This window comes from Enterococcus sp. AZ048 (genome assembly GCF_051715125.1).
GTDB classification, from domain to species: Bacteria; Bacillota; Bacilli; order Lactobacillales; family Enterococcaceae; genus Enterococcus_A; species Enterococcus_A gilvus.
The window spans coordinates 2,760,733-2,785,000 of record NZ_JBIOTD010000001.1; the positions used below are offsets into that span (position 1 = coordinate 2,760,733).

At 43.0% G+C, this 24,268-nt stretch carries 17 protein-coding genes (1 of these 17 cut by a window edge); 8 read left to right on the forward strand and 9 right to left on the reverse strand.

The features are described from left to right. The first annotated feature begins 40 nt into the window (after positions 1–40). The 3 genes from IGI66_RS13545 to IGI66_RS13555 are packed head-to-tail and all read left to right on the forward strand — an operon-like array spanning position 41 to position 3,054. Entirely contained in the window at positions 41–790 is a 750-nt protein-coding gene (locus tag IGI66_RS13545; protein WP_010779384.1) for a MurR/RpiR family transcriptional regulator, read from the forward strand. Between the two features lie 34 nt (positions 791–824). Beyond that, positions 825–2,357, forward strand: a complete 1,533-nt coding sequence (locus IGI66_RS13550; protein ID WP_010779383.1) for a DUF1538 domain-containing protein — start codon at positions 825–827, stop codon at positions 2,355–2,357. Then, positions 2,344–3,054, forward strand: a complete 711-nt coding sequence (locus IGI66_RS13555) for a transposase (protein ID WP_438849255.1) — start codon at positions 2,344–2,346, stop codon at positions 3,052–3,054. The genes IGI66_RS13550 and IGI66_RS13555 overlap by 14 nt, the downstream gene beginning before the upstream one ends. Positions 3,055–3,110: 56 nt before the next feature. On the opposite strand, the gene IGI66_RS13560 is transcribed toward IGI66_RS13555, so the two are convergent. Beyond that, on the reverse strand, positions 3,111–3,578 hold the full coding sequence (locus tag IGI66_RS13560; protein WP_010779381.1) for a Dps family protein: 468 nt from the start codon (positions 3,576–3,578) through the stop codon (positions 3,111–3,113). Positions 3,579–3,690: 112 nt separating this feature from the next. Here IGI66_RS13560 and IGI66_RS13565 point away from each other — a divergent pair, with 112 nt between their 5' ends. Beyond that, on the forward strand, positions 3,691–4,380 hold the full coding sequence (locus tag IGI66_RS13565; RefSeq protein ID WP_438849256.1) for a prepilin peptidase: 690 nt from the start codon (positions 3,691–3,693) through the stop codon (positions 4,378–4,380). Here IGI66_RS13565 and msrA read toward each other — a convergent pair. From msrA to rpoB, 4 genes are all read right to left on the reverse strand, one after another. Further along, entirely contained in the window at positions 4,377–4,901 is a 525-nt protein-coding gene (gene msrA / locus IGI66_RS13570) for a peptide-methionine (S)-S-oxide reductase MsrA (RefSeq protein ID WP_438849257.1), read from the reverse strand. The genes IGI66_RS13565 and msrA overlap by 4 nt on opposite strands. Positions 4,902–5,024: 123 nt before the next feature. Beyond that, positions 5,025–6,125 carry an LCP family glycopolymer transferase gene (locus tag IGI66_RS13575; RefSeq protein ID WP_114525160.1) on the reverse strand — a complete coding sequence of 367 codons (1,101 nt, stop codon included), beginning with the start codon at positions 6,123–6,125 and terminating at the stop codon, positions 5,025–5,027. A gap of 249 nt (positions 6,126–6,374) precedes the next feature. Further along, positions 6,375–10,028, reverse strand: a complete 3,654-nt coding sequence (gene rpoC / locus IGI66_RS13580) for a DNA-directed RNA polymerase subunit beta' (RefSeq protein WP_010779377.1) — start codon at positions 10,026–10,028, stop codon at positions 6,375–6,377. Positions 10,029–10,169: 141 nt separating this feature from the next. Further along, the gene (gene rpoB, locus IGI66_RS13585) at positions 10,170–13,784 is read right to left on the reverse strand and encodes a DNA-directed RNA polymerase subunit beta (RefSeq protein ID WP_010779376.1); all 3,615 of its coding nucleotides are present in this window, start codon (positions 13,782–13,784) and stop codon (positions 10,170–10,172) included. Between the two features lie 781 nt (positions 13,785–14,565). On the opposite strand from rpoB, the gene IGI66_RS13590 reads away from it, so the two are divergent. From IGI66_RS13590 to IGI66_RS13605, 4 genes are all read left to right on the forward strand, one after another. Further along, positions 14,566–15,531, forward strand: a complete 966-nt coding sequence (locus IGI66_RS13590) for an ABC transporter substrate-binding protein (RefSeq protein WP_010779375.1) — start codon at positions 14,566–14,568, stop codon at positions 15,529–15,531. A 41-nt stretch (positions 15,532–15,572) separates the two neighbouring features. After that, positions 15,573–16,496: an ABC transporter permease gene (locus IGI66_RS13595; protein ID WP_010779374.1), complete on the forward strand. Its 924-nt coding sequence runs from the start codon at positions 15,573–15,575 to the stop codon at positions 16,494–16,496. Then, positions 16,471–17,274 (forward strand): ABC transporter ATP-binding protein, encoded by an 804-nt coding sequence (locus tag IGI66_RS13600; RefSeq protein WP_010779373.1) that lies wholly within the window; start codon positions 16,471–16,473, stop codon positions 17,272–17,274. Before IGI66_RS13595 ends, IGI66_RS13600 begins: the two co-directional genes overlap by 26 nt. A gap of 102 nt (positions 17,275–17,376) precedes the next feature. Then, entirely contained in the window at positions 17,377–18,330 is a 954-nt protein-coding gene (locus tag IGI66_RS13605) for a biotin--[acetyl-CoA-carboxylase] ligase (RefSeq protein ID WP_438849258.1), read from the forward strand. Positions 18,331–18,362: 32 nt separating this feature from the next. Here the strand turns inward: IGI66_RS13605 and gor are convergent, their stop codons facing one another. From gor to IGI66_RS13625, 4 genes are all read right to left on the reverse strand, one after another. Then, positions 18,363–19,712, reverse strand: a complete 1,350-nt coding sequence (gor, locus tag IGI66_RS13610; protein WP_438849259.1) for a glutathione-disulfide reductase — start codon at positions 19,710–19,712, stop codon at positions 18,363–18,365. Between the two features lie 164 nt (positions 19,713–19,876). Continuing rightward, the gene (locus IGI66_RS13615; RefSeq protein ID WP_010779370.1) at positions 19,877–21,118 is read right to left on the reverse strand and encodes a peptidase U32 family protein; all 1,242 of its coding nucleotides are present in this window, start codon (positions 21,116–21,118) and stop codon (positions 19,877–19,879) included. A gap of 13 nt (positions 21,119–21,131) precedes the next feature. Continuing rightward, positions 21,132–22,046: a peptidase U32 family protein gene (locus tag IGI66_RS13620; RefSeq protein ID WP_086306240.1), complete on the reverse strand. Its 915-nt coding sequence runs from the start codon at positions 22,044–22,046 to the stop codon at positions 21,132–21,134. Between the two features lie 105 nt (positions 22,047–22,151). Beyond that, positions 22,152–24,268, reverse strand: the 3' portion of a protein-coding gene (locus IGI66_RS13625) for an ATP-dependent Clp protease ATP-binding subunit (RefSeq protein WP_086306239.1). 385 nt of this gene lie beyond the right edge of the window; the window shows 2,117 of its 2,502 coding nt (coding positions 386–2,502); its start codon lies beyond the right edge, outside the window; it ends in the stop codon at positions 22,152–22,154.

Genomic DNA, 24,268 nt, shown 5'->3' on the forward strand with positions numbered 1-24,268 from the left:
TTTAAGTAGCGTTACATGTGAAAGAAGGGTAAACGAAACCATGGACTCTAAATTGAGCAGTACTGAACACTATCTTTGGGACTTTGTTGAAAGTCATATTCTCGAGATCCCGAACTATTCCATCGTCAAACTGAGTGAACAAGCCAATGTTTCCACGGCCACGATCGTTCGCACGATGAAAAAGAAAGGCTATGAAGGATTCACCGCCTTTAAGCATCATTTAAAGGAGCAGGAAAATAAAAACATCAATTTTTCTTCTTTAGATAAGGTAGACAAAGGTATTCGACAAGCGATCCTCAAAAATGAACAAGAAGTGGTTCGTACCATTAACATGATGAAAATCGGAAATATTGAGGACGCCATCCAAAAAATCAAATTTGCGGAACGGGTCATTATTTTTGCCAGAGGGTTCTCAGAAATGATCGGACAGGAAATGATGGTAAAATTTCAACTGACCGGAAAAAATTGTCAGATGCACACAGATCCAGAGATCATCAAAAATATCAGCCGAAAATTAACGAAACGAGACATTGTCCTGTTCATTTCCTTGAACGGGGAGACGAAGGAGCTCGTAATTGCAGCTAAAAATTGTTATGACGCGGAGATCGGCACGATTTTACTAACGGCAAGCAACACGTCCAGTCTAATGAACTATTGTGAAATTCCTTTAGTTGGCTTCAAATCCGAAGGTTCCTACTTCCCCGATTATGAAGTTCGTTCAAGATTGCCGCTGCAAATCATCGCACGTATTTTACTTGATTCCTATGCGCTGCGCGTCACTGATAATTGAACTACGTACAGAACTCAGTCAAAGGAGTGAATCAATGAATCAAAAATTAAAAGAGAATATTTCTGAATCCTTATCCTCTGTCCTCCCGATCACAGTGATCGTTCTATTCGTAAGCGTCCTTTTAGTCCCTATGGAAATCGGGACATTCGCGATGTTTTTGATGGGGGCTGTCATGCTGATCATCGGCATGGGATTCTTTCAGCTAGGTGCTGAAATCGCCATGACACCCCTTGGAGAAGGAATGGGGGTCCAATTATCCAAAAGTAAAAAAATCGGCATCCTAGCAGTGAGTGTATTTATTATTGGCGCAGTTATTACGATCGCCGAACCTGACCTGCAAGTGCTGGCGGATCAAATGCCGGCCATTCCCAGCGATTTATTAGTGTGGACTGTCGCCATCGGGGTCGGGCTTTGTCTAACGATCGCTGTCCTACGGATTTTATTTAAAATCAATTTATCCTTGATACTAATGATTTTGTACGTTGTCGTGATTTTGCTTTCCTTCTTAACCCCAAATGATTTCGTTCCCGTAGCCTTTGATTCCGGCGGGGCAACGACTGGTCCCATTACTGTCCCTTTCATTCTGGCATTAGGCGTTGGTCTGGCTTCTGTTCGTAGTGACAAAAATGCTTCCGAAGACAGCTTCGGACTCGTCGCTATCTCCAGTATCGGGCCTATTCTGGCAGTATTGCTGCTAGGGATCTTTTTCCGACCTACCGATGCCTCTTACTCGCCTATTGAATTTTTGAACGTCACCACAACACAAGACGTCATGCGTGAATTTATGTGGGAACTGCCCCATTACGCAAAAGAAGTCTTCATTTCCATCCTCCCTATCGCTCTTTTATTTTTTATTTTTCAATTAATCAGCCGACGCTACCATCATCGACAATACCTGCGAATGATCGTCGGACTCATCTATACCTATATTGGCTTGGTCCTTTTTCTAACGGGCGTGAGTATCGGCTTCGCACCTGTCGGCAGTCTGCTAGGCAGCGAATTAGCGACGAGCCCATTCAAATGGCTGCTGATCCCGATCGGCATGTTGATCGGCTACTTTATTGTAAAAGCAGAACCGGCGATCCAAGTTTTGAACCATCAAGTCGATAATGTCACAGGCGGGGCCATTTCCGCGACTGCTATGAATGCCAGCCTTTCGATCGGTGTCGCCATCAGTGTCGGATTGGCAATGTTGCGGGCATTGACTGGACTCAGTATTTACTGGATCATCATTCCCGGGTACATCATCGCCTTGCTTCTCTCCAGATTCGTTCCGAAACTATTTATCGGGATCGCCTTTGACTCTGGCGGTGTCGCCAGCGGCCCCATGACCAGCACCTTTCTCCTGCCTCTTTGTATAGGGGTCAGCGAATCCCTTGGCGGAAATATCATGGCGGATGCCTTTGGGGTCGTAGCCCTTGTCGCATTGACGCCTTTGATCGCGGTGCAGATCATGGGTCTCGTTTATAAATGGAAGGACGCACGCGCGACAGGAAATGCCGCGTTATCTGTAGAAGAACTAAATGAAATTGAAGAATGGGAGGACTCCGAGGATGACACAGAATAAACCTGCGATCCGAATGCTGGTCTTGATTATCGGCCACAAGGATACAAAAAAGGCGCATGCGATCTTTGATGCCCACAATGCCCCCGTCCAATATCTCTGTATTGGTGAAGGAACAGCAACAAGCGAAGTCATGGATGTTTTAGGCTTAGGAATCTCTGAAAAAGTTATTCTCTTTTGTCCTGTTTTAAAGCTTCAAGTACCGGAGCTATTCCGCGCACTCGCTGAAGGTCTGTGTTTGCATAAACCCAATCGAGGGTGCGCATTCACATTTCCTATCTCAGGAGCAAGTTCATATATCAAGAAAATTTTGGCCTCTGAACTGCCAAAAACGAGTCAGAAGGAACATGAAGGAGAGGAAAGAAAAATGATTCATGAAGCAAAGCATTGCTTACTGATGGTCACTATCAATCAAGGATTTAGCGAAGAGGTCATGATCGCGGCCACTGCGGCTGGTGCGGCTGGCGGAACCGTTGTCCATGCCCGCCGATTGGATTCTCAAGAAACACTAAAAAAATGGGGCATCAGTGTTCAGCCAGAAAAAGAAATGGTGTATATCTTAGTCGAACAAGAAAAGAAATTGGCGATCATGACAGCCATCAGTGAACAGTGCGGACTGCTCAGTGAGGCGCAAGGAATCTTAATGTCTATTCCTGTAGATGGTGTGATCGGACTAAACATAGATACATCCTCTTCATAAAAAAAGAGGCACCTATCGAATTCACGATAGGTGCCTCTTTCCATTTTTAAATAGACTTACGCATCAATTTCTGGTGCTTTTCCTAAATGCGCTTGGATCATCCAAATACGTTTTTCAGTCGCTGTTTTGAATTCGATGAAGATATCTTGTGTTGGATCATCGCCTTCTTCACCAGTAACTTCAATTCCTTTTTGGTAAAGATCTGCTAAATAACGGTAGCCTTCAACAAGTGTTGACAAGCGTTCTTCCATCGTACGATCCCAACGTCCTACTTCATCAGGAATCTTTGTTTGGTCAGCCATTTCACGCAATGTTGAAAATGGTGAGCCGTCTAATGTGATCAAGCGTTCTGAGATTTCATCCAATTGATCATTCACATCATCCATAAAATCATCCATCATTGGGTGTAATGTCAAGAAACCAGGACCACGCATATACCAATGTGTTTGGTGAATGACCATGGACATTTGACTCAAGTCTGCAACTAGTTGGTTCAGTACTTCTTTTGTTTTTTCGAATTTCATTCCTTTATACCTCCTAATTTTTGCTCCAATAAAAGCATAATACAATTATGGCAAAAGCACAAAGGAAATGCTGTAAAATTGATTTTTTTTCGTACTTTATTTGAGAAGGAAGGTGAAAAAAATCATACACTTTATTTTTGGTACAATCATTGGCTCCTTTTTAGCTGTCGTTTGCTCCCGCATCCCAAAAGGAGAATCCCTGCTTTCCCCCCCGTCACATTGCGAACAGTGTGGACATACACTTAGACCAGTGGAACTGGTCCCGCTGGTCTCCGCCGTCTTTCTGCGCTTTCGTTGTACACAATGTCATCAGCCATTTCCTGCAAGGAGCTTTGGGATAGAACTCGGATGCGGCATTCTATTTGCGATCTTCTTGCCGAATTTTCAATGGGTCGCTCTCTGGCAACTCTTTTGGTTGCTAAGCACCTTGGTTTTAGCAGTGATCGACTGGGATTATTTGATTGTCGAGATGCGGATTTTTTATTGTACAGGGGGTCTGCTGCTGCTCAGCGGGGCATATCTATTTCATCTGAATTGGCTTCACCCGCTGATCGTCGGTGCTTTGTTTTATCTTAGTCAAAAAATTCTCCCAAACAGCTTAGGTCTGGGAGATCTTTGGGTGATTGGTTTATGGAGTTTCTTTTTGTCCGGCTATGAACTGCTGCAAATCTTATTCATTGCTTCATTCAGCGGCTTGGCCTTTTTCGCTCTGGAAGCCTTTCGAAAAAAGAAGCCAAAACAGCTTCCTTTTCTCCCCTTTTTGTTTATCGGGCTGCTGTTCCTGCTGATCAAAAAGCATTAAGCCTCCCAATGCTGACGAATAAAGCCTTTGCGTCCAGACCCTTCACTATACGCATTGTAGTGCCCAGGATTTTTTTGATAAAAGTCTTGGTGATACTCTTCCGCTGGATAAAAGGGTTGTGCCGGTTCGATTGAAGTCACAATAGGTTCGTTGAAGCGTCCGCTAGCCTGTAATTGTTCCTTCGAAGCTTCGGCCGCTTCTTTTTGTTCCATGGATGCATAAAAAATGGCCGGACGATAAGAATCTCCGCGATCCGCAAATTGTCCAAAAGCGTCTGTCGGATCTGTTTGCTGCCAATAAATATCTACCAATTGCCGATACGAAATAACAGATGGATCAAATGTGATCTCGACTGCCTCTGTGTGACCTGTCGTACCGCTGCAAACTTCTTCGTACGTCGGATTCGGTACGTGCCCGCCTGTATATCCTGAAACCACGGCCTTGATGCCAGGCATTTGGTCGAATGGTTTCACCATACACCAAAAGCAGCCGCCGGCAAAAATTGCTTTTTCTTCTTTCATGAGAGAATCCCCCTTTTGACTTCATCATAACCAATTTGAGAGAAATTGAAACGAATCTGCTCAACCGATTTTTCCAAAATAAAAAAAATAGCGGCTGCCGAAATTTTGGCAGCCGCTATTTTCCTAATAATTGTCCTTATCAATTGGATACAGGATCTTTCCGTAGCCAGTATAATCGTAATGTGTTCCCGCGCTTATTTTGTCTACCTCGCTGTCATCAAAGAATAATTGATTGTCATCGTCTTCATCTAAGTTCGGTAATTTTTTCTTCGTTGGCAGTCCCAACTGTTTCTTCACAACGTTTTGTTCTTCCAATAAATTGTTCAATCCCAGGACTTGGAAGTAAATGTCGTTGATCATCTCGCCTTGTCCCTCTACTTGTGTTTGCTTGATATTCTCAGCCGCTGGTGTATAGTCTTTTGCGACAGTCAGCATCTCGTTCCAAGTAAGGTCTGTCCGCACGTAATCTTCTACTGCACGTAAATATTTTTTATATTTCGTCACAGAATCGACGGAGAGGATTTTATGGACAAGCTTTGAAAGAATCTCACGTTGTCGCGCTTGTCGGCCGACATCCCCTTTTGGATCTTCGTGGCGCATCCGCACATACTCTAACGCGTGCCGGCCATCTAAGACCTGCTCCCCTTTTTTCACGTGCACCCCATCTAAGGTAAAGTCGATTTTATTGTCGACCTCGATCCCGCCAACGGCATCTACTAATGTTTTTAATCCCTTCATATTGATCTCAATATAATGATCCACCGGGACATCCATCATTTTTTGGACAGATTCAATCGCCATTTTTGTTCCGCCCAACGAATACGCCGCATTCAATTTATCATAATAGGTATCCCCTTTGGCAACGTAATTGTTCTCATCGCCTTTATACCCAACGATCTGCGTATAAATGTCTCGATCTAGACTGGTCATCAAGGTCTGCTTTTCTTTCGGATTGATCGTGACCAACATCATCGAATCCGAACGCCCCTGGTATGTTCGTCCCTTGTCTCCCGTATCCGTCCCCATCAAGAGAATAGAAAAAGGCTCGCCGCTTTTTAAATCCACTGCGTCTGATCGCTTGCTTTTATAGTCAATTTTTTTTGTCATTTTAGTGATTGCCTGATCCACATCGTTATTTACTTTCAATAAATAGACAGTGGCGCCTCCGACAAATAGTACGATAATTCCAATGACAATCAAGATGATTTTCTTTGTTCTGCTCATGTAGCACCTCAAAAATTTTTACGTCTCCGTAGAGTTTCCGTCATTTTCTCACAAAAAGACCGTCGGCAATAGCATTTGCCTGATGCTCTAAACGAAATTTAATATCTGTTTAAAGTGACCGCTCTCATTTTGCCAGATACCTTCCTATAATAGCGCGAAAACAAAAAGACCACAAGATTCTTTTGAATCTTATGGTCTTACATGTTAACTATATCTAGCTTCATAAACGAATTCGTGAAGCCTTTGGATTTAGTTTAATGGATTGTTCAAAGCGTCTTCCGCAGCCATTTGCGCTTCAATATCAGAGATACTGTAAACATTTTCGCTAGCTACAACGACTTCTTTTGGTTCCATGTTACGGTAAGTTGCCATACCTGTACCAGCAGGAATGATCTTACCGATGATAACATTTTCCTTCAATCCAAGTAACGGATCTTTCTTACCGCGAATCGCAGCATCCGTCAAGACACGTGTTGTTTCTTGGAAGGATGCAGCAGATAAGAAGCTGTTTGTTTCCAATGAAGCTTTCGTGATACCAAGCAAGACTGGACGAGATGTCGCAGGTGTGCCGCCAGCAACTAAGGTATTGTAGTTTTGATCTTTAAAGTCAGCAATATCCAGCAATGTACCTGGCAAGATATCTGTGTCACCTGGGTCCATTACGCGGACTTTACGCAACATTTGACGAACCATTACTTCAATATGCTTATCGCCGATTTCTACCCCTTGCATCCGGTAAACACGTTGTACTTCACGAAGCAAGTATGTTTCAACTGAGATCACATCGCGGACTTGCAGCAAGTGTTTCGGATCGATCGAACCTTCTGTCAATCGTGCACCACGGTGGATCATGTCCCCTTCAACGACCTTCATACGAGAAGTATAAGGAACCGTGTAGGTACGAGTATCGGTTTCACCTTTGACAGTAACTTCCTTCGTACGTGTCGCAGCATCTTCAGCGATCTCAACAACTTCACCCGTCACTTCAGTAATGACAGCTAGACCTTTAGGATTACGTGCTTCGAAGATTTCTTGGACACGAGGAAGACCTTGTGTGATATCATCTCCGGCAACCCCGCCGGTATGGAATGTACGCATGGTCAACTGAGTACCTGGTTCACCGATTGATTGCGCGGCGATCGTACCAACAGCTTCACCAACTTCAACGTCGTCACCAGTCGCCAAGTTGCGGCCGTAACAATGTTTACATACACCATGTTTGGTATTACATGTGAAGACGGAGCGAATCGTTAATTTCTCAACGCCAGCGTCAATTAGACGTCTCGCATCTGCTTCACTGATCAATGCATCTGCAGGCAATAGAACTTCGCCTGTTTCAGGATGTTTTACAGATTTTTGTGTATAACGTCCAACTAAACGTTCTTCCAAGGATTCGATGATCTCGTTTCCTTCACGAATCGCAGAGATTTCAAGACCACGGTCAGTACCACAATCTTCTTCACGTACGATAACGTCTTGGGCAACGTCAACCAAACGACGAGTCAAGTAACCTGAATCGGCTGTCTTCAAGGCAGTATCGGTCATCCCTTTACGCGCCCCGTGAGTCGAGATAAACATTTCCAAGACAGATAGACCTTCACGGAAGTTTGAGATGATCGGCAATTCCATGATTTGTCCATTCGGAGCGGCCATCAATCCACGCATACCAGCAAGCTGAGTAAAGTTGGAGATGTTACCACGGGCTCCAGAATCAGACATCATGAAGATTGGGTTCTTCGCATCTAAGGATTCCATTAGTCGTTGTTGGATTTCATCTTTGGCTGCATTCCAAACGGCAATAACACGTTCATACCGTTCATCATCCGTAATCAATCCACGACGGAATTGTTTCGTGATCGTGCCGACTTGTTTGTGGGCATTGTCGATGATTTCTTGTTTTTCAGCTAGCGCCATGATATCTGCGATACCAACAGTCATACCAGCATGTGTAGAATGTTTATACCCTAAGTCTTTCATACGGTCCAACATCATTGATGTATCAGTGACTTTGAAACGTTTGAAGACTTCAGCGATGATATTCCCAAGATTTTTCTTCTTGAATGGCAAGATGATTTCTTGTTGTTTGATCGCTGCAGGAATATCTGCACCTTTTTCGACAAAGTATTTGTCAGGTGTATATTGTGTCAAGTTGAAATCAGTCGGTTCGTTCAAGTAAGGGAACTCTTGCGGCATGATCTCGTTGAAAATGATTTTCCCAACGGTAGTGATCAGCATACGTTCCTTTTGTTCTTCTGTGAATGGTTTGTCGCCTAATGTATTAGGGTCAACAGCCACGCGTGAATGCAAGTGAACATAGCCATTGCGCCATGCTAAAACAGCTTCATTCATGTCACGGAAGATCATTCCTTCCCCTTCACGGCCTTCTTCTTCCATTGTTAGGTAATAGTTACCTAAGACCATATCTTGAGATGGTGTAACAACGGGTTTTCCGTCTTTAGGGTTCAAGATGTGGGTTGCAGCTAACATCAGCATACGAGCTTCTGCTTGCGCTTCTTCACCTAGAGGTAGATGGACAGCCATTTGGTCACCATCGAAATCGGCATTGTAGGCTTCACACACAAGTGGGTGAAGACGAATAGCACGACCTTCAACTAAGATCGGTTCAAACGCTTGGATACCTAATCTGTGCAATGTAGGCGCCCGGTTCAGTAAAACAGGGTGTTCTTTAATAACTTCTTCTAGAACGTCCCAAACAACGTCTTCTTGACGTTCGATTTTACGTTTCGCATTTTTGATATTTGAGGCAATTTCACGTTGGACTAATTCTTTCATTACGAAAGGTTTGAACAATTCGATCGCCATTTCTTTTGGCAGACCACATTGATACATTTTCAAGAACGGTCCAACAACGATAACGGAACGAGCAGAGTAGTCAACACGTTTACCCAGCAAGTTTTGACGGAAACGACCTTGTTTCCCTTTCAACATGTGAGACAAAGATTTCAATGGACGGTTACCTGGTCCAGTAACTGGGCGACCACGACGACCATTATCGATCAATGCATCCACGGCTTCTTGCAGCATCCGTTTTTCATTTTGAACGATGATGTTTGGTGCATTCAAGTCTAACAAACGTTTCAAACGGTTGTTACGGTTGATGACACGACGGTATAGGTCATTCAAGTCAGAAGTCGCAAAACGACCACCTTCTAATTGAACCATCGGACGTAGATCTGGCGGGATGACAGGGATAACATCCATAACCATCCAGCCTGGCAGGTTGCCAGAAGAACGGAAAGCTTCTAACACGTCTAAACGACGAATAGCGCGAGTACGCTTTTGTCCTTGAGCGGTTTTCAACTCTTCTTTTAATTCTGCAGATTCGCCATCTAGATCGACTTGATCTAACAATTGTTTGATGGCTTCGGCACCCATAGCCGCATGGAATTCTTGACCGTATTGATCCCGTTTTTCACGGTATTCACGTTCAGTCAATAATTGTTTCTTTTCTAAACTAGTATTCCCTGCATCGATCACGACATAAGATGCAAAGTAGATGATTTCTTCTAACGCACGTGGACTCATGTCTAACACAAGACCCATCCGAGAAGGAATTCCTTTGAAATACCAGATGTGTGTTACAGGCGCTGCTAATTCAATATGGCCCATACGTTCACGACGAACTTTCGAACGTGTAACTTCGACACCACAACGGTCGCAGACGATTCCTTTATAACGAATCCGTTTGTATTTCCCACAGGCACATTCCCAGTCTTTGGTTGGCCCAAAAATTCTTTCATCGAATAACCCTTCGCGTTCAGGTTTTAGTGTACGGTAGTTAATGGTTTCCGGTTTTTTTACTTCACCGTATGACCAGCTTCTGATTTTTTCAGGAGAAGCCAAACCTATTTGCATACTTTCGAATTTATTTACATCGATCAAAAGGGTTTCCCTCCATTTCATTTTATCGTAAGTCAGCTAACATCTAGCTGACTTACATATGCATAAACGGTGTTCCAGAAGTAGCTTTTTTGGAAATAAGCTGAGCACTTCTGGCACATCCTCTTCAGACAAGTGTGTTGCTTATAAGTCTTCGGCAGTTTCGATTTCTTGGATCAAGTCAGATTTTTGTTCCGCTTTTTCAGCAGCAGCTTGCTCTTCCACTTGTTTTGCAGATTGTTGCTGTTCTGCATACTTCGTTAAGGCATCTACTGTGATCAAGTCATCATCATCGTCATCCATGTCTCGCAACTCGATTTCTTTGTCATTAATATCTAAGACTTGCATATCTAAACCAAGAGCTTGTAATTCTTTCACCAATACACGGAAAGATTCAGGCACGCCTGGTTTTGGAATAGGTTCACCTTTGACGATGGCTTCGTAAGTTTTCACACGACCAACCACATCATCTGATTTGTAAGTCAAGATTTCTTGTAACGTATACGCAGCACCGTAAGCTTCCAGTGCCCAAACTTCCATTTCCCCGAAACGTTGTCCACCAAATTGCGCTTTACCACCCAATGGTTGTTGTGTAACAAGAGAGTAAGGTCCAATTGAACGAGCGTGCAATTTATCATCGACCATGTGGGCCAATTTGATCATGTACATCACTCCGACAGAAATACGGTTATCGAATGGTTCACCTGTACGTCCATCATAAAGGACAGTCTTAGCGTCTGCCGCCATACGAGATTCACGTACTGTTTCCCAAACATCGCTATCTTGCGCACCATCGAAGACAGGTGTAGCTACATGGATACCTAGTTGGCGAGCAGCCATCCCTAAGTGCAATTCCAGTACTTGCCCGATATTCATACGAGAAGGTACCCCTAATGGATTCAACATGACATCCACTGGTGTGCCGTCTGGTAAATATGGCATGTCTTCTTCTGGCATGATGCGAGAAACGACCCCTTTGTTTCCGTGACGGCCGGCCATTTTATCGCCTTCGTGAATTTTACGTTTTTGCACGATGTAGACGCGCACTAACATATTCACACCTGGAGATAATTCGTCGCCTGCTTCACGGGTAAAGATCTTCACGTCATGAACGATCCCACCGCCGCCGTGAGGCACACGTAGAGAGGTATCACGAACTTCGCGGGCTTTTTCACCAAAGATCGCATGCAATAAGCGTTCTTCTGCTGATAATTCCGTTACCCCTTTAGGAGTGACTTTACCAACTAATAAGTCACCATCGTGAACTTCGGCACCGATACGGATAATACCCATTTCATCTAAGTTCTTCAGTGCGTCTTCCCCTACGTTAGGGATTTCGCGCGTGATTTCTTCAGGTCCTAATTTCGTATCACGGGCTTCTGATTCGTATTCTTCAATATGGATTGATGTATAAACATCATCTTTCACTAAACGACGGCTCATGATGATGGCATCTTCATAGTTGTACCCTTCCCAAGTCATGAAGGCTACGACCACGTTTTGACCTAAAGCCAATTCGCCGTTTTCCATAGAAGGTCCGTCAGCTAAAATATCGCCGACTTCTACTTGTTCACCTAGTCCTACTAATGGACGTTGGTTATAACTTGTTCCTGAGTTTGAACGACGGAATTTTGTGATGTCGTATTTATCTAATGCACCGTTGTCGCGACGTACACGAACTTCGTGCGCATCAACAAATTCAACGACACCGTCATTTTTACATAATAAAGCGGCCCCTGAGTCATGCGCTGCTTTATATTCCATCCCTGTACCGACCCAAGGAGAACGTGGTTGGATCAACGGCACAGCTTGACGCTGCATGTTGGCACCCATCAAGGCACGGTTAGAGTCATCGTTTTCCAAGAACGGGATACACGCAGTAGCGACTGCGACTACTTGTTTTGGCGACACATCCATGTAATCGACTTTATCGATCGTTACTTCCAAGTTTTCAGAAGTGGCACGAGCCATAACGACTTCTTCTGCAAACGTGCCGTCATCGTTTAATTTACTGTTCGCTTGGGCTACTACGTAATGGTCCTCGATGTCAGCTGTTAAATAGTCGATCGTGTCCGTTACTCGACCTGTTGAACGGTCCACTCGACGGTAAGGTGTTTCGATGAATCCAAATTTATTGACCTTCGCATAAGAAGCCAAGCTATTGATCAACCCGATGTTTGGACCTTCGGGGGTTTCAATCGGACACATACGGCCATAGTGAGAATAGTGAACGTCTCGAACTTCATATCCGGCACGGTCACGAGTCAAACCACCAGGTCCTAAGGCAGATAGACGACGTTTATGCGTCAATTCCCCTAATGGATTGGTTTGGTCCATGAACTGTGACAACTGAGAAGAACCAAAGAATTCTTTGATGCTGGCAACAACTGGACGAATGTTGATCAATTGTTGCGGCGTCAATGTTTCTTGGTCTTGGATCGACATACGTTCGCGAACAACACGTTCCATACGAGCTAATCCAATACGGAATTGGTTTTGTAATAACTCACCCACTGAACGAATGCGACGGTTCCCTAAATGGTCGATGTCATCGACATTGCCGATACCTTCCATCAAGTTCAAGAAGTAGCTCATTGAAGCAATGATGTCAGCAGGACGAACCGTACGTACAGAAGAATCTGGGTACGCGTTTCCGATCACAGTGACTTCACGTTCTGGATCTTTTGGTGAAAAGACTTTGATGACTTGAACCGTCATCGGATCTGTTACAACTGCATCTTCAGATGGATAATAGGTTACTGAGTTCAAACCAGCTTCAAGTTTTGGCCCTAATTCTTCCATTACTTGATGGGTAAGAACTGTACCCTTTTCAACAACGATTTCGCCTGTTTCAGCATCCACTAATGTTTCAGCTAAAGTGAGGTTCAAAAGACGTGTTTTAAGGTCTAATTTTTTATTTACTTTGTAACGACCAACATTTGCTAAGTCGTAACGCTTTGGATCGAAGAAACGAGCAGTTAACAAGCTTCGAGAGCTGTCTGCTGTTTTTGGTTCGCCGGGACGTAAACGTTCGTATACATCTTTCAACCCTTCTTCTGTACGAGAATCACTTGGGTTTTTGTGCAAGTCCTTCTCGATCGTGTTGCGAAGTGAATCACTTTCGCCAAAGATTTCAAAGATCGTATCATCTGAACCAAATCCTAAGGCACGAACTAACGTGGTCAAAGGAATTTTACGTGTACGGTCGATACGCACATAAGAGATATCTTTTGCGTCAGTTTCCATTTCTAACCATGCGCCACGGTTAGGAATGACCGTAGAACCGAAACCTTCTTTCCCGTTTTTATCCACTTTACCGTGGAAATAAACACCAGGAGAACGAACCAACTGGGATACAATAACCCGTTCTGCTCCGTTGATGATGAATGTTCCTTGTTCTGTCATTAATGGAAAATCTCCAAAGAATACTTCTTGAGATTTGATTTCGCCCGTTTCGCGGTTCACTAAACGTAAAACAACATGCAATGGTGCAGAATAATTTGCATCGTGTGAACGAGCCTCTGCAACCGTGTATTTAGGTTCTTTCAATTCATAGTCAACAAATTCAAGTGACAAGTTTCCATTAAAGTCTTCAATTGGCAAAATGTCTTCAAACATTTCTCGCAAGCCCTCATCTAAGAACCATTGATAAGAATCTGTTTGAATTTCGATCAAATTCGGTAATTCCAACACTTCACTGATTCGTGCGAAGCTTCTACGTTCTCGGTGTTTCCCGTATTTTACTACGTGTCCAGCCAAGTTCTTCACCCCTCTTAAAAGTTTGAAAACCGATCCGAAGATAAATTACAATAATATTACAAAAATTAAATTACTGTAACGCGCGACATTTTTTGCGGCTTTTAGGCAAAAAAAAACCAAAAATAGAACGTTCTCTTGAAAATATTCATGAGCTTCTACTTTTGTTTCCTTATTTAAAAGCCGGAACGGACAATATTTCGCTCCTGCCCTTTATCAGTTCAGATAGTTTTAGCAAATTAATATAATACATGCTCCGAACATAAAAGTCAATAGCCTCAACGAATGCCTTCACTTTGCATAATGTTTTCTTAAAACTTTCTGCAAGTATCAATTGATTCAAATCGTTTTACATTTTTGAATATTCAGAATATTCTTCTCTTTGTTATTGACATCTCATTTTTCTTAACGTATACTAATCTACATCTTAACAAGTTGGAGGTTATTCCTATGATAAATCATAAAAACTCACAACTGAATAACCGCTATTACTTTAGCTATTTTAGATAGGTTTGTATTCATCACGATGGATACAAACGACTTGAGTGTTTTTTGTATCTATGATGGCTAGAGCATTTCAACGTACCAACGGCCGCATAGAGAAATCTAAGTGGCTGAGGGATCATACTATTTTTGTATTCGTATCACCCACTTAGAGTTTTAGACTTCTAAGCGGGTGATTTTTTTATTGAAAAAGGGTTCGATGAAGGTTGAACAGTTTGAGCAGCAGAGGCCTTTTCCTAGAGAAAAGGAAAAACTTTAAAACGAAAGAGGAGAAAAGATGATGAAAAAGACAGTATTAGCAGGAATTGGATTAGTAAGTTTATTGATGTTGGGGGCTTGCGGCAACAAAGAAGCAGCAAGTAACGATGATGTGAAAACCGTGGGTGTTTTACAGTTGGTACAGCACGCGTCATTAGATAGTGCGTACGACGGTTTCAAAGAAGGGCTGGCTGAAGGCGGCTATAAAGAAGGCGATAATTTGAAGATCGAATATCAAAACGCCCAAAACAATCAAGACAATCTAAAAAGTATGAGCGAAAAATTAGTTAAAGATAAAGCAGATTTGTTATTAGGGATTGCTACTCCCGCCGCGCAATCGCTTTTGAATGCAACACAAGATATTCCGATCACAGTTACAGCCGTAACGGATCTAAAAGAAGCAAAACTCGTGAAGAGCGATAAAAAACCAGGCGGAAATGTCACAGGAACAACTGACATGGTCCCTATCGACAAACAAATCGACTTGCTGTTGTCCATCGTTCCTGATGCAAAATCAATTGGCATTATGTATAACGCCGGCGAAGCCAATTCAAAAATCCAAGCAGACTTAGCTGAAAAGGCATTGAAAAAAGCTGGGGTCGAAGTAAAAGTCAAAACGGCAAATACTACCAACGATGTGCAACAAGTAACGGAATCTTTAGCGAATGAAACAGACGGCATCTATGTTCCTACAGACAATACCTTCGCCAGTGCAGCACCGGTGGTTGGAAATGTCGTAAAAGAAAAGAAAATCCCGCTCGTTGCTGGATCAACAGACCAAGTTGACGGCGGCGGCTTAGCAACTGTAGGGATCGACTACAAATCCCTCGGAAAACAAACCGGGAAAATGGCTGCTAAAATTTTAGACGGCGATGCAAAACCTGCAGATACGCCTGTTGAATCCGCAGACTCCCTTAAATTAGTCGTTAACAAAGACATGGCTGAAGCTTTAGGAATCGATCCGAACAGCATCAAAGAACCGAAATAATCACCCTTTAATATAGCTCGACGAAGAAAGAAGGAAGAATCATGAATGTTATCACTCTGTTATTATCAGCGACGTCACAAGGTATGCTCTGGTCGTTACTTGCGATTGGGGTCTACATGACTTTTCGAATTTTAGATATTGCCGATCTGACTGCCGAGGGTAGTTTTCCCCTTGGCGGCGGGATCGCAGCCATCGCTATCGTTAATGGAATGCATCCCGTAGTGGCTACGTTGCTTGCGTTTGGCGGCGGGATGTTGGCTGGCTTGGTCACAGGAATTTTAAATACGAAATTTAAGATTCCTGCACTGCTTGCCGGGATTATTACTATGACGGGGCTATATTCGATTACGTCTCGCGTCATGGGCGCACCAAACATCGCATTGCTCGGTGAAGATACTGTATTCACCGCAGCTCAGAATATGGGATTGACTAAAAATAATGCCGTAATTTTAGTAGGATTAGTGATCGTACTGCTGGCTATTTTACTATTGGTTTTATTTTTCCGAACAGAGATTGGTTTAGCGGTTCGAGCAACAGGAGACAATCCTGATATGAGTGAGGCCAATGGAATCAAAACCGAGAATATGAAGCTGTTAGGGTACATGATTTCAAACGGCAGCATCGCGCTTTCTGGTGCCTTACTCGCGCAAAACAACGGGTTTGCTGATCTAAATTCAGGAGTAGGGACGATCGTTATAGGATTAGCGTCTATCATCATCGCAGAAGTCCTGCTTCGTAATAGGCCTATCTTTATTCGCTTGATCACGATCGTTGCCGGCGCTATTATTTACCGTTTCATCTTAGCATTGGTTTTCGAAATGAATGTGGAGCCGACCGATTCTAAGTTAGCTTCAGCGATCGTTTTAGTTATTTGCTTATCGTTACCGCAAATTCGCTCAAAATTTACCATTAAATCCAAAAAGAAAGGGGCGGACGTCCATGCAACCGGTACTAAGAATCAGTAATCTTCATCAATATTTTGAACGTGGAACAGTCAATGAAAATCATGTCTTGCGCGGCATCAACTTAAGTTTAGCCCCTGGTGAATTCGTGACGATCATCGGCGGAAACGGGGCCGGTAAATCCACCCTGCTAAACAGTGTGGCAGGAACGTTGCCGATTGAAGAAGGCCAAATGTTTTTAAACGAAGAGGATATCACGAAACATTCCGTGACTCGACGCTCAAAAAAAATCAGCCGTGTCTTCCAAGACCCGAAGATGGGGACTGCCGTACGCTTATCTGTAGAAGAAAATTTAGCCTTAGCAATGAAACGTGGGCATAAGCGTGGATTTTCTCTTGGTGTTAAAAGCAAAGACCGCAGCTTTTTCCAAGAACAATTAGCGATGTTGAATCTAAATTTGGAAAATCGCCTTGATGCAGAGATCGGCTTGCTTTCCGGCGGACAACGCCAAGCGATTACTCTATTGATGGCAACCCTGCAACGACCTGATTTGATTTTACTAGATGAACATACGGCTGCACTAGATCCAAAAACATCGCTGACAGTGATGGAATTGACGGATCGCCTGATTCGTGAGCAGGAACTGACGGCTTTCATGGTTACCCATAATATGGAAGATGCTATCCAATACGGCAACCGTCTGATCATGCTCCACCAAGGTCAAATCGCATTAGACTTGAAACAAGAAGAAAAAAAACACCTGACTGTGCCAAAATTAATGGAACTTTTCCATCAAAATTCGGGTGTCGAATTGAAAGACGATGCGTTATTATTAGGGTAAAAATTACATGCTTTACTTCCTTCTTTTGTGACAGGCTACTTTTATGTAGCCTGTTTTTTTGTTACACTGAGCCCAGAATAGAAAAAGGAAGAAGGTGTTCGATTGGCAACAAAAGAAAAAGTCTTGGCCTTTTTAAAAGCTGAAAATGCTGTGTTATCTGGCGAATCGTTGGCTCAAGAATTAGGCGTCTCTCGCACAGCGATTTGGAAAGCCATTAAAGAATTAGAAAAAAAAGGATACCAAATCCAACACTTAGGCAATGGGTACCGGTATCGTCCTTCTGATATTTTGGATGCAAAAGAAATCCAGGAAAATATTTATCCTCCGATGAAAGTATCTGTGCTAGAAACTTCGGCGTCAACAATGAAAGATGCGCAGCTGGCTGTGGTTGAAGGAAAAAAAACGCCTCTATTGATCGTCGCGGATATGCAAGAAGCTCCTCACGGCCGTTTCAACCGCCCCTTTTTTGCAGCGAAACAACAAGGGATCTATATGAGTTTGTTATTGGAGCCAAAAGAGCAATTGCAAGAACTGCCGCAATATACCCTCTTAATGGCCGTTGCCGTGGCTGAAGCGATCGATGAATTATTAGGCGTGGACAGCCAGATCAAATGGGTCAATGATATCTATTTGAATCATAAAAAAGTAGCGGGGATTCTTTCAGAAGCAATGACGGATATCGAAACAAATTCCTTAAAGCATATCATTATCGGCATGGGGATCAATTTTTCAATTCCGCAAGAAAACTACCCTGCAGCACTACAAGAGAAAGCAACCTCCCTCTTTCCAACAGGTGAGGCAAGTGCGACACGAAACCAGTTGATTGTCCTGATCTGGAATCGATTCTTTGAATTACTAGCAGAACCAAGCACGTATTTAGCTTCTTATCGAAAAAAATCTTTCGTACTTGGGAAAAAAGTCACGTTTAAACGCAAGGACCGCACCTATTTGGGAACAGCGATTGCCATCACTGACACTGGCGAATTAGTCGTTGATCTAGGAAACGAACACCTTTCTCTTTCCTCTGGAGAGATCAGCTTAAGCTCGATTAAATAAAAAAATGTGCCCATTCGGACACATTTTTTTATTTATCTCATAGTCACAAATTCTTCGCTGCCTGTTGGGTGAATCGCAACTGTATCATCAAAGTCTTTCTTCGTAGCACCCATCTTAATAGCTACAGCAAATCCCTGCAGCATCTCATCTACACCGATACCAATAGCATGGAGTCCGATGATTTTTTCTTCTTCACCAAGACAGATCAATTTCATCTCACACTTTTGACGGTACTCGCTTAGCGCAAAATACATTGGGGTAAAACGCGAGTGGTACGTCTTGATAGTATCTTTTCCATGGCGCTTAATCGCCTCTTCTTCCGTCAACCCGATCGTTGCGATCGTTGGATGTGTAAAAATCACCGTTGGAACATTTTCATAATCTAAAAACTCTTCTGATTTACCGTTGAAGATTCGTTCAGACAAACGACGGCCTGCTGCAATCGCCACTGGCGTCAAGTCAATCTTACCAATCACATCCCCAACAGCATAAACGCCTTCACTCGTTGTATTTTGGAATTTATCGACGATGACAAACCCTTTTTCGTTTAACGTCACCGATGTATTTTCCAGTCCTAATTTATCCGTGTTTGGCAACCGCCCTCCAGCAAACAAGACCTTGTCTCCTGTTAAAGTATTTCCGTTCTCAAAATACACAGTATATGTTCGATCGGCATTTTGTTTGATTTCTTTGGCTACATGATGATCATACAGCTTCATTTTATTGTCGCGATAAATCTCGACCAAATTATCTGCAAGCATAGTATCGAATGTTCGCAACGGACGACGATGACGAAAGGCCCAATGGACTTGCGTGCCCATCCCTTGCAAAACGCCGCTCAGCTCTGCTGCAATATATCCTGCACCTAGAACAACGACTTCTTTCGGTTGTTCTGTCAATTCAAAGAATCCATTGGAATCAATCGCAAATTCACCACCAGGTATTTGCATTTGACTCGGACGCCCGCCAGTGGCAATCAAAATATTAGCCGCCGTATACTCCGTTCCATTAACGCTAACAATGTGGTCCGATTTAAACGTAGCATACCCTTCGATTCGCTCAACATGGTTACTATCCAACCCACGGTAATAAGCCCCATGTAAGAAGTCAATATACTTTTCGCGACGTTCAACCAACTCTTTAAAATCAAATTTTGTGACATCCGCTTGAACACCATAACTAGACGCATCTCGCTCGATCGTTTCCAGCATCGTGCTCGCCTGCCACATTACTTTTTTGGGAACACAGCCAACGTTGACACACGTTCCACCAATTTTATTTCCCTCAATCAACAGTACCTTTGCACCGTACATCCCCGCACGATTTGCCGAAGCGATACCGCCGCTTCCGCCACCAACTACAATGTAATCATATTCTTTCATTCATCTGCCTCCTAGTTAGCATGAATTGCTTAGTTATACTATGTAAATAAAAAAAATGACCTGATTAATTTAAACTCAATACATCCATTTTAATACATTCTTGGAAAAAAGATTTACTTTTTGCCCTGATGATAGAAATTCATTAAAAAAAGACTGAGAAATTCTCAATCTTTTTTCTTACGAATCATATCTCCTGGGTGTACAGGTTGAGCAACAGGCATCGTCAATACCATCATAGGATTTGGTGCTCGGTCGATCCTTTCACCCTCATCATTCTTCATTTCCGTCACTGTTTGTTCAAAATGATGGAATTTCGGCCCATAAAATTCAATTTCATCGCCTACTCTAAAGTGATTACGTTGACGTACGGTGGCAATACCACTCTTTTCATCATAGCTTAATACTTCACCGATAAATTTATAAACAGGGATTTTTCGACGCGGGCCAAAAAGCTGTTCATTTTCTGTGGGAACATGATAATAAAATCCTGTAGACAACTCCCGTTGCGCGACCTTCCATAATTCATCGATCCATTCTTGTTTGCAGACATAATTTTCCGGGTCCGCAATGTAGCTGTCTACAGCCGCCTTATAGACATTCGCTACTGTGGAAACATAATGGATGGATTTCATCCGCCCTTCAATCTTCAAGCTGTCCACACCGTTTTCAATCAAGTCAGGGATATGCTCGATCATTGACATATCTACCGCGCTCATTGAAAACTCTTCCGTCACGTCTCCATTTTCTGTCAGTGACCGATGTTCTTGTGCAAACGGCATATCAAACAATTCATATTTCCAGCGGCACGATTGCGAACAGCCGCCGCGGTTGGCATCACGCATCGACATATGGTTAGATAGCGTGCAACGACCTGAATAGGAAATGCACATTGCACCATGAATGAAAGCTTCAATTTGAATGTCTGTATTGCGACGAATTTCCGCCAGCTCTTCCATGGATACTTCACGCGCCAAGACCACACGTTCCAATCCTTCATTTTGCCAAAATTTCAATGTTTCTGCATTTGTTGCTGACGCTTGAGTCGATAAATGGATCTCTAGACCTGGAGCTTCACTGGCACAAATCTCAATTAACGCCGGATCAGAAATAATCACTGCTGAGATGCCGATATCGCGCAGCTTCTTAAAAAATGCTCCCGCGCCTTCTTCATTTCCTTCGTGCGTCACCATATTGGCAGCTACATATACTTTTGCCCCATAGTGATTGGCAAAAGCTACCCCTTCCTCCATTTCTTCAAATGAGAAGTTGCCTGCTCGAGAGCGCAAGCCGTAAGCATCTCCGCCAATATACACGGCATCTGCGCCATAGTGAATCGCCGTTTTCAATTTTTCCAAAGTTCCAGCAGGTGCTAAAACCTCTGGACGTTTCAAAGTTCTCTTTGTCATGCTGTTATTACTCCTATTTAATCGCTGTTGGGTCTAAATGGTAAAAACCTGTATCCATTCCTCGACCAACAGGATGATATTTTTGAATATCTTGTTGTGCAGCGGTTGCCGCTGCTTCATCCCAAGAATCCGATTCAATCGCTTTTTTCGCATGTGCAAATGTTTTTGCAATCGCAACAAAATCCGCGCCAGGTGTAAACAACCCGTCCAATTTCCAGGTCTGGTAGCCCGCTTGATTTAATTCAGCCAATTCCTTAATCAAATTTAGATCATTGTCCGCAAAAATATGTGTGCCATGCTGATCTTCATAAATAGAATAGTGCGTTTCCGTTTTTTTCGGCTCTGAAATAAACAGGCCCCGTTCTTTTGAAGAAACTTCTGTTTGGTTTGTATAATTAAAATAATTTTCCAGCAAAGGTCGTTTGGATTGATGAATGCATGTTGCGCCATAAACAAGCACTTCGACAGGAACATCCACGTGCTGACTTAAACGCTGCATCTCTTCAAAAGGAACTTCGCGAGCGAGGATAGCCCCAACAGCACCTTTTTTCTGCCAAAAATTAATTTGTCTTGCATTCGTTACTAATGTTTCCGCGTCATAGATATAAGGCAAATCATATTCTTGAAGTAAATAAATGACACCCGTATCGCCAACAACGACGTGATCCGGTCCAACCTCTGATAAAAAAGCTAAATATTCTGGTATTTTTTTCATCTTATCTGGATGCATAATGCCAGTTATTGCTACATTCACTTTTTTTCCTTGCGCATGGGCCATTTCAATCAACGCTCGTTGTTCTTCACGAGAAAAAGAATGCGGCAATCGCAAACCAAAAGCTTCTTCCCCTATGTATAAAGTATCTACGCCAGCAGCTAGCAATTCTTCAGCTTGCGCCATTGATTCTGCTGTCGCAATTAATTCGATCATGGTATATCCTCCTTTTAGACTTTCTCATACTATCATAGCTTTCAATAGTTTCCAACTGACTCCATAAAAAAAGAGGATAACGCCTCTGCGCTATCCTCTATGCTCTTAAACTTTTTCTGGTATTTTCTCTTCATTAGGGTTCTTCACAGTCAGTGTGATCTTTCCCTTACTAGCACCGATCGTAACGGCGTCGCCCAATTGAATTTGACCTGACAACAATGCTTCTGCCAGTCGATCTTCAATTTCCTTTTGCAAGGCTCGACGGATTGGCCGTGCCCCATATTCAGGATCAAAACCAACTTTTCCAATCACATCATAAGCAGCAGGGGTGATTTTTACTTTGATCTCATGTTCTTTCATGCGATCTAATACAGAACGACTCATGATTTTCACGATTTCGTGAATTTGTTCTTGGTCCAATGATTTAAAGACAACTGTTTCATCAATTCGGTTCAAGAATTCTGGACGAAAGGCTTTTTTCAATTCTTCCAAAATTCGTTTTTCCATTGCTTGATGATCTTTTGTAATATCCTTTACATTAAAACCAACATTTTTCTCTTCACGAATTTCTGTCGCACCAATATTTGATGTCATAATTAAAATCGTGTTGCGGAAGTCCACTTTACGGCCCTTAGAATCCGTCAAATGACCGTCATCTAAGACTTGTAATAGAATATTAAAAACATCGGGATGGGCTTTCTCTACTTCATCCAGCAAAATAACGGAGTAAGGTTTTTGACGGATTTTTTCTGTCAATTGCCCGCCTTCTTCATAACCAACATACCCTGGAGGCGACCCAATTAGTCTGCTTGTGCTGTATTTTTCCATATATTCAGACATATCGACACGAATCAACGCTTCTTCACTACCAAACATTGCCTCTGCTAATGCTTTTGCTAACTCCGTCTTACCAACCCCTGTAGGTCCTAAGAACATAAAGGAGCCAATCGGTCGATTTGGATCTTTCAATCCGCTACGCGCCCGACGGATAGCTCTAGAAATAGCCTTAACCGCTTCTTCTTGTCCAACGACACGTTTATGAAGAACATTCTCTAAATCTAATAGACGTTGGCTTTCTTTTTTCTCTAGTTGTTGTAATGGAACACCCGTCCATTGAGAAACCACCGCTGCTACATCCTCATCCGTTACCTGATCAATATAACCATTCTCTTGCTTAGCGGCTTTGACCTTCGCTTGTTCTAACGTCTCAGATAATTGTTTCTCCCTTAATCGCAGGCGAGCTGCTGATTCAAAATCTTGATTTTGGATCGCCTTCTCTTTTTCAATCACCAATTCTTGAACTTCTTCTTCAAGCTCTGTTAACTCGGATACTTCATCCGTAGAATCTAACCGTACTTTAGCTGAAGATTCATCCATCAGATCAATGGCCTTATCTGGCAGTTGACGTGAGTTGATGTATCGTACAGATAATGACACCGCTGTGTGCAATGCTTCATCCGTGATTTCCACCCCATGATGCTCTTCGTAACGAGGTCGCAACCCCTTCAAGATTTCCTCTGCTTCTTCCGGTGTAGGCTCCTCGACTTGTACACGAGCAAAACGACGTTCTAAAGCAGAATCTTTTTCGATGTATTTTTGATACTCATCTAATGTAGTCGCACCAATTGTTTGTAGTTCTCCACGAGCAAGCGCAGGTTTTAAAATATTGGATGCATCAATAGCACCTTCTGCTCCGCCAGCACCGATTAATGTATGCAATTCATCAATAAATAAAATGATTTGTCCATCATGATAAATCTCATCAATCACTTTTTTCAAGCGATCTTCAAATTCTCCACGATATTTCGTACCAGCAACTAAGGCACCCATATCCAGCATCATCAATCGTTTCTCTCGCATATCCTCTGGGACATCTCCGGTAATAATCCGTTGCGCCAGACCTTCAACAATAGCCGTTTTCCCTACACCGGGTTCACCAACTAACACAGGATTATTTTTTGTACGACGGCTCAAGATTTGAACGACACGTCGCACTTCCCCATCTCTTCCTACTACAGGGTCTAAGCGTTTTTCCCGCGCCAATTTAGTTAAATCACGCGCTAAACCGTCTAAGGTTGGCGTCCCTTGAGAATTGCTTTGTTGTGTAGCTTTCGTTGGCGCTTTACGTCGGTTCCCCGCTCCTTGACCTGCATTAGATGCCTCATTTACGCCCATTTTTTTAAGCAAAAGCTGGCGCATTTTAGGTAAACTCAACCCCAGAT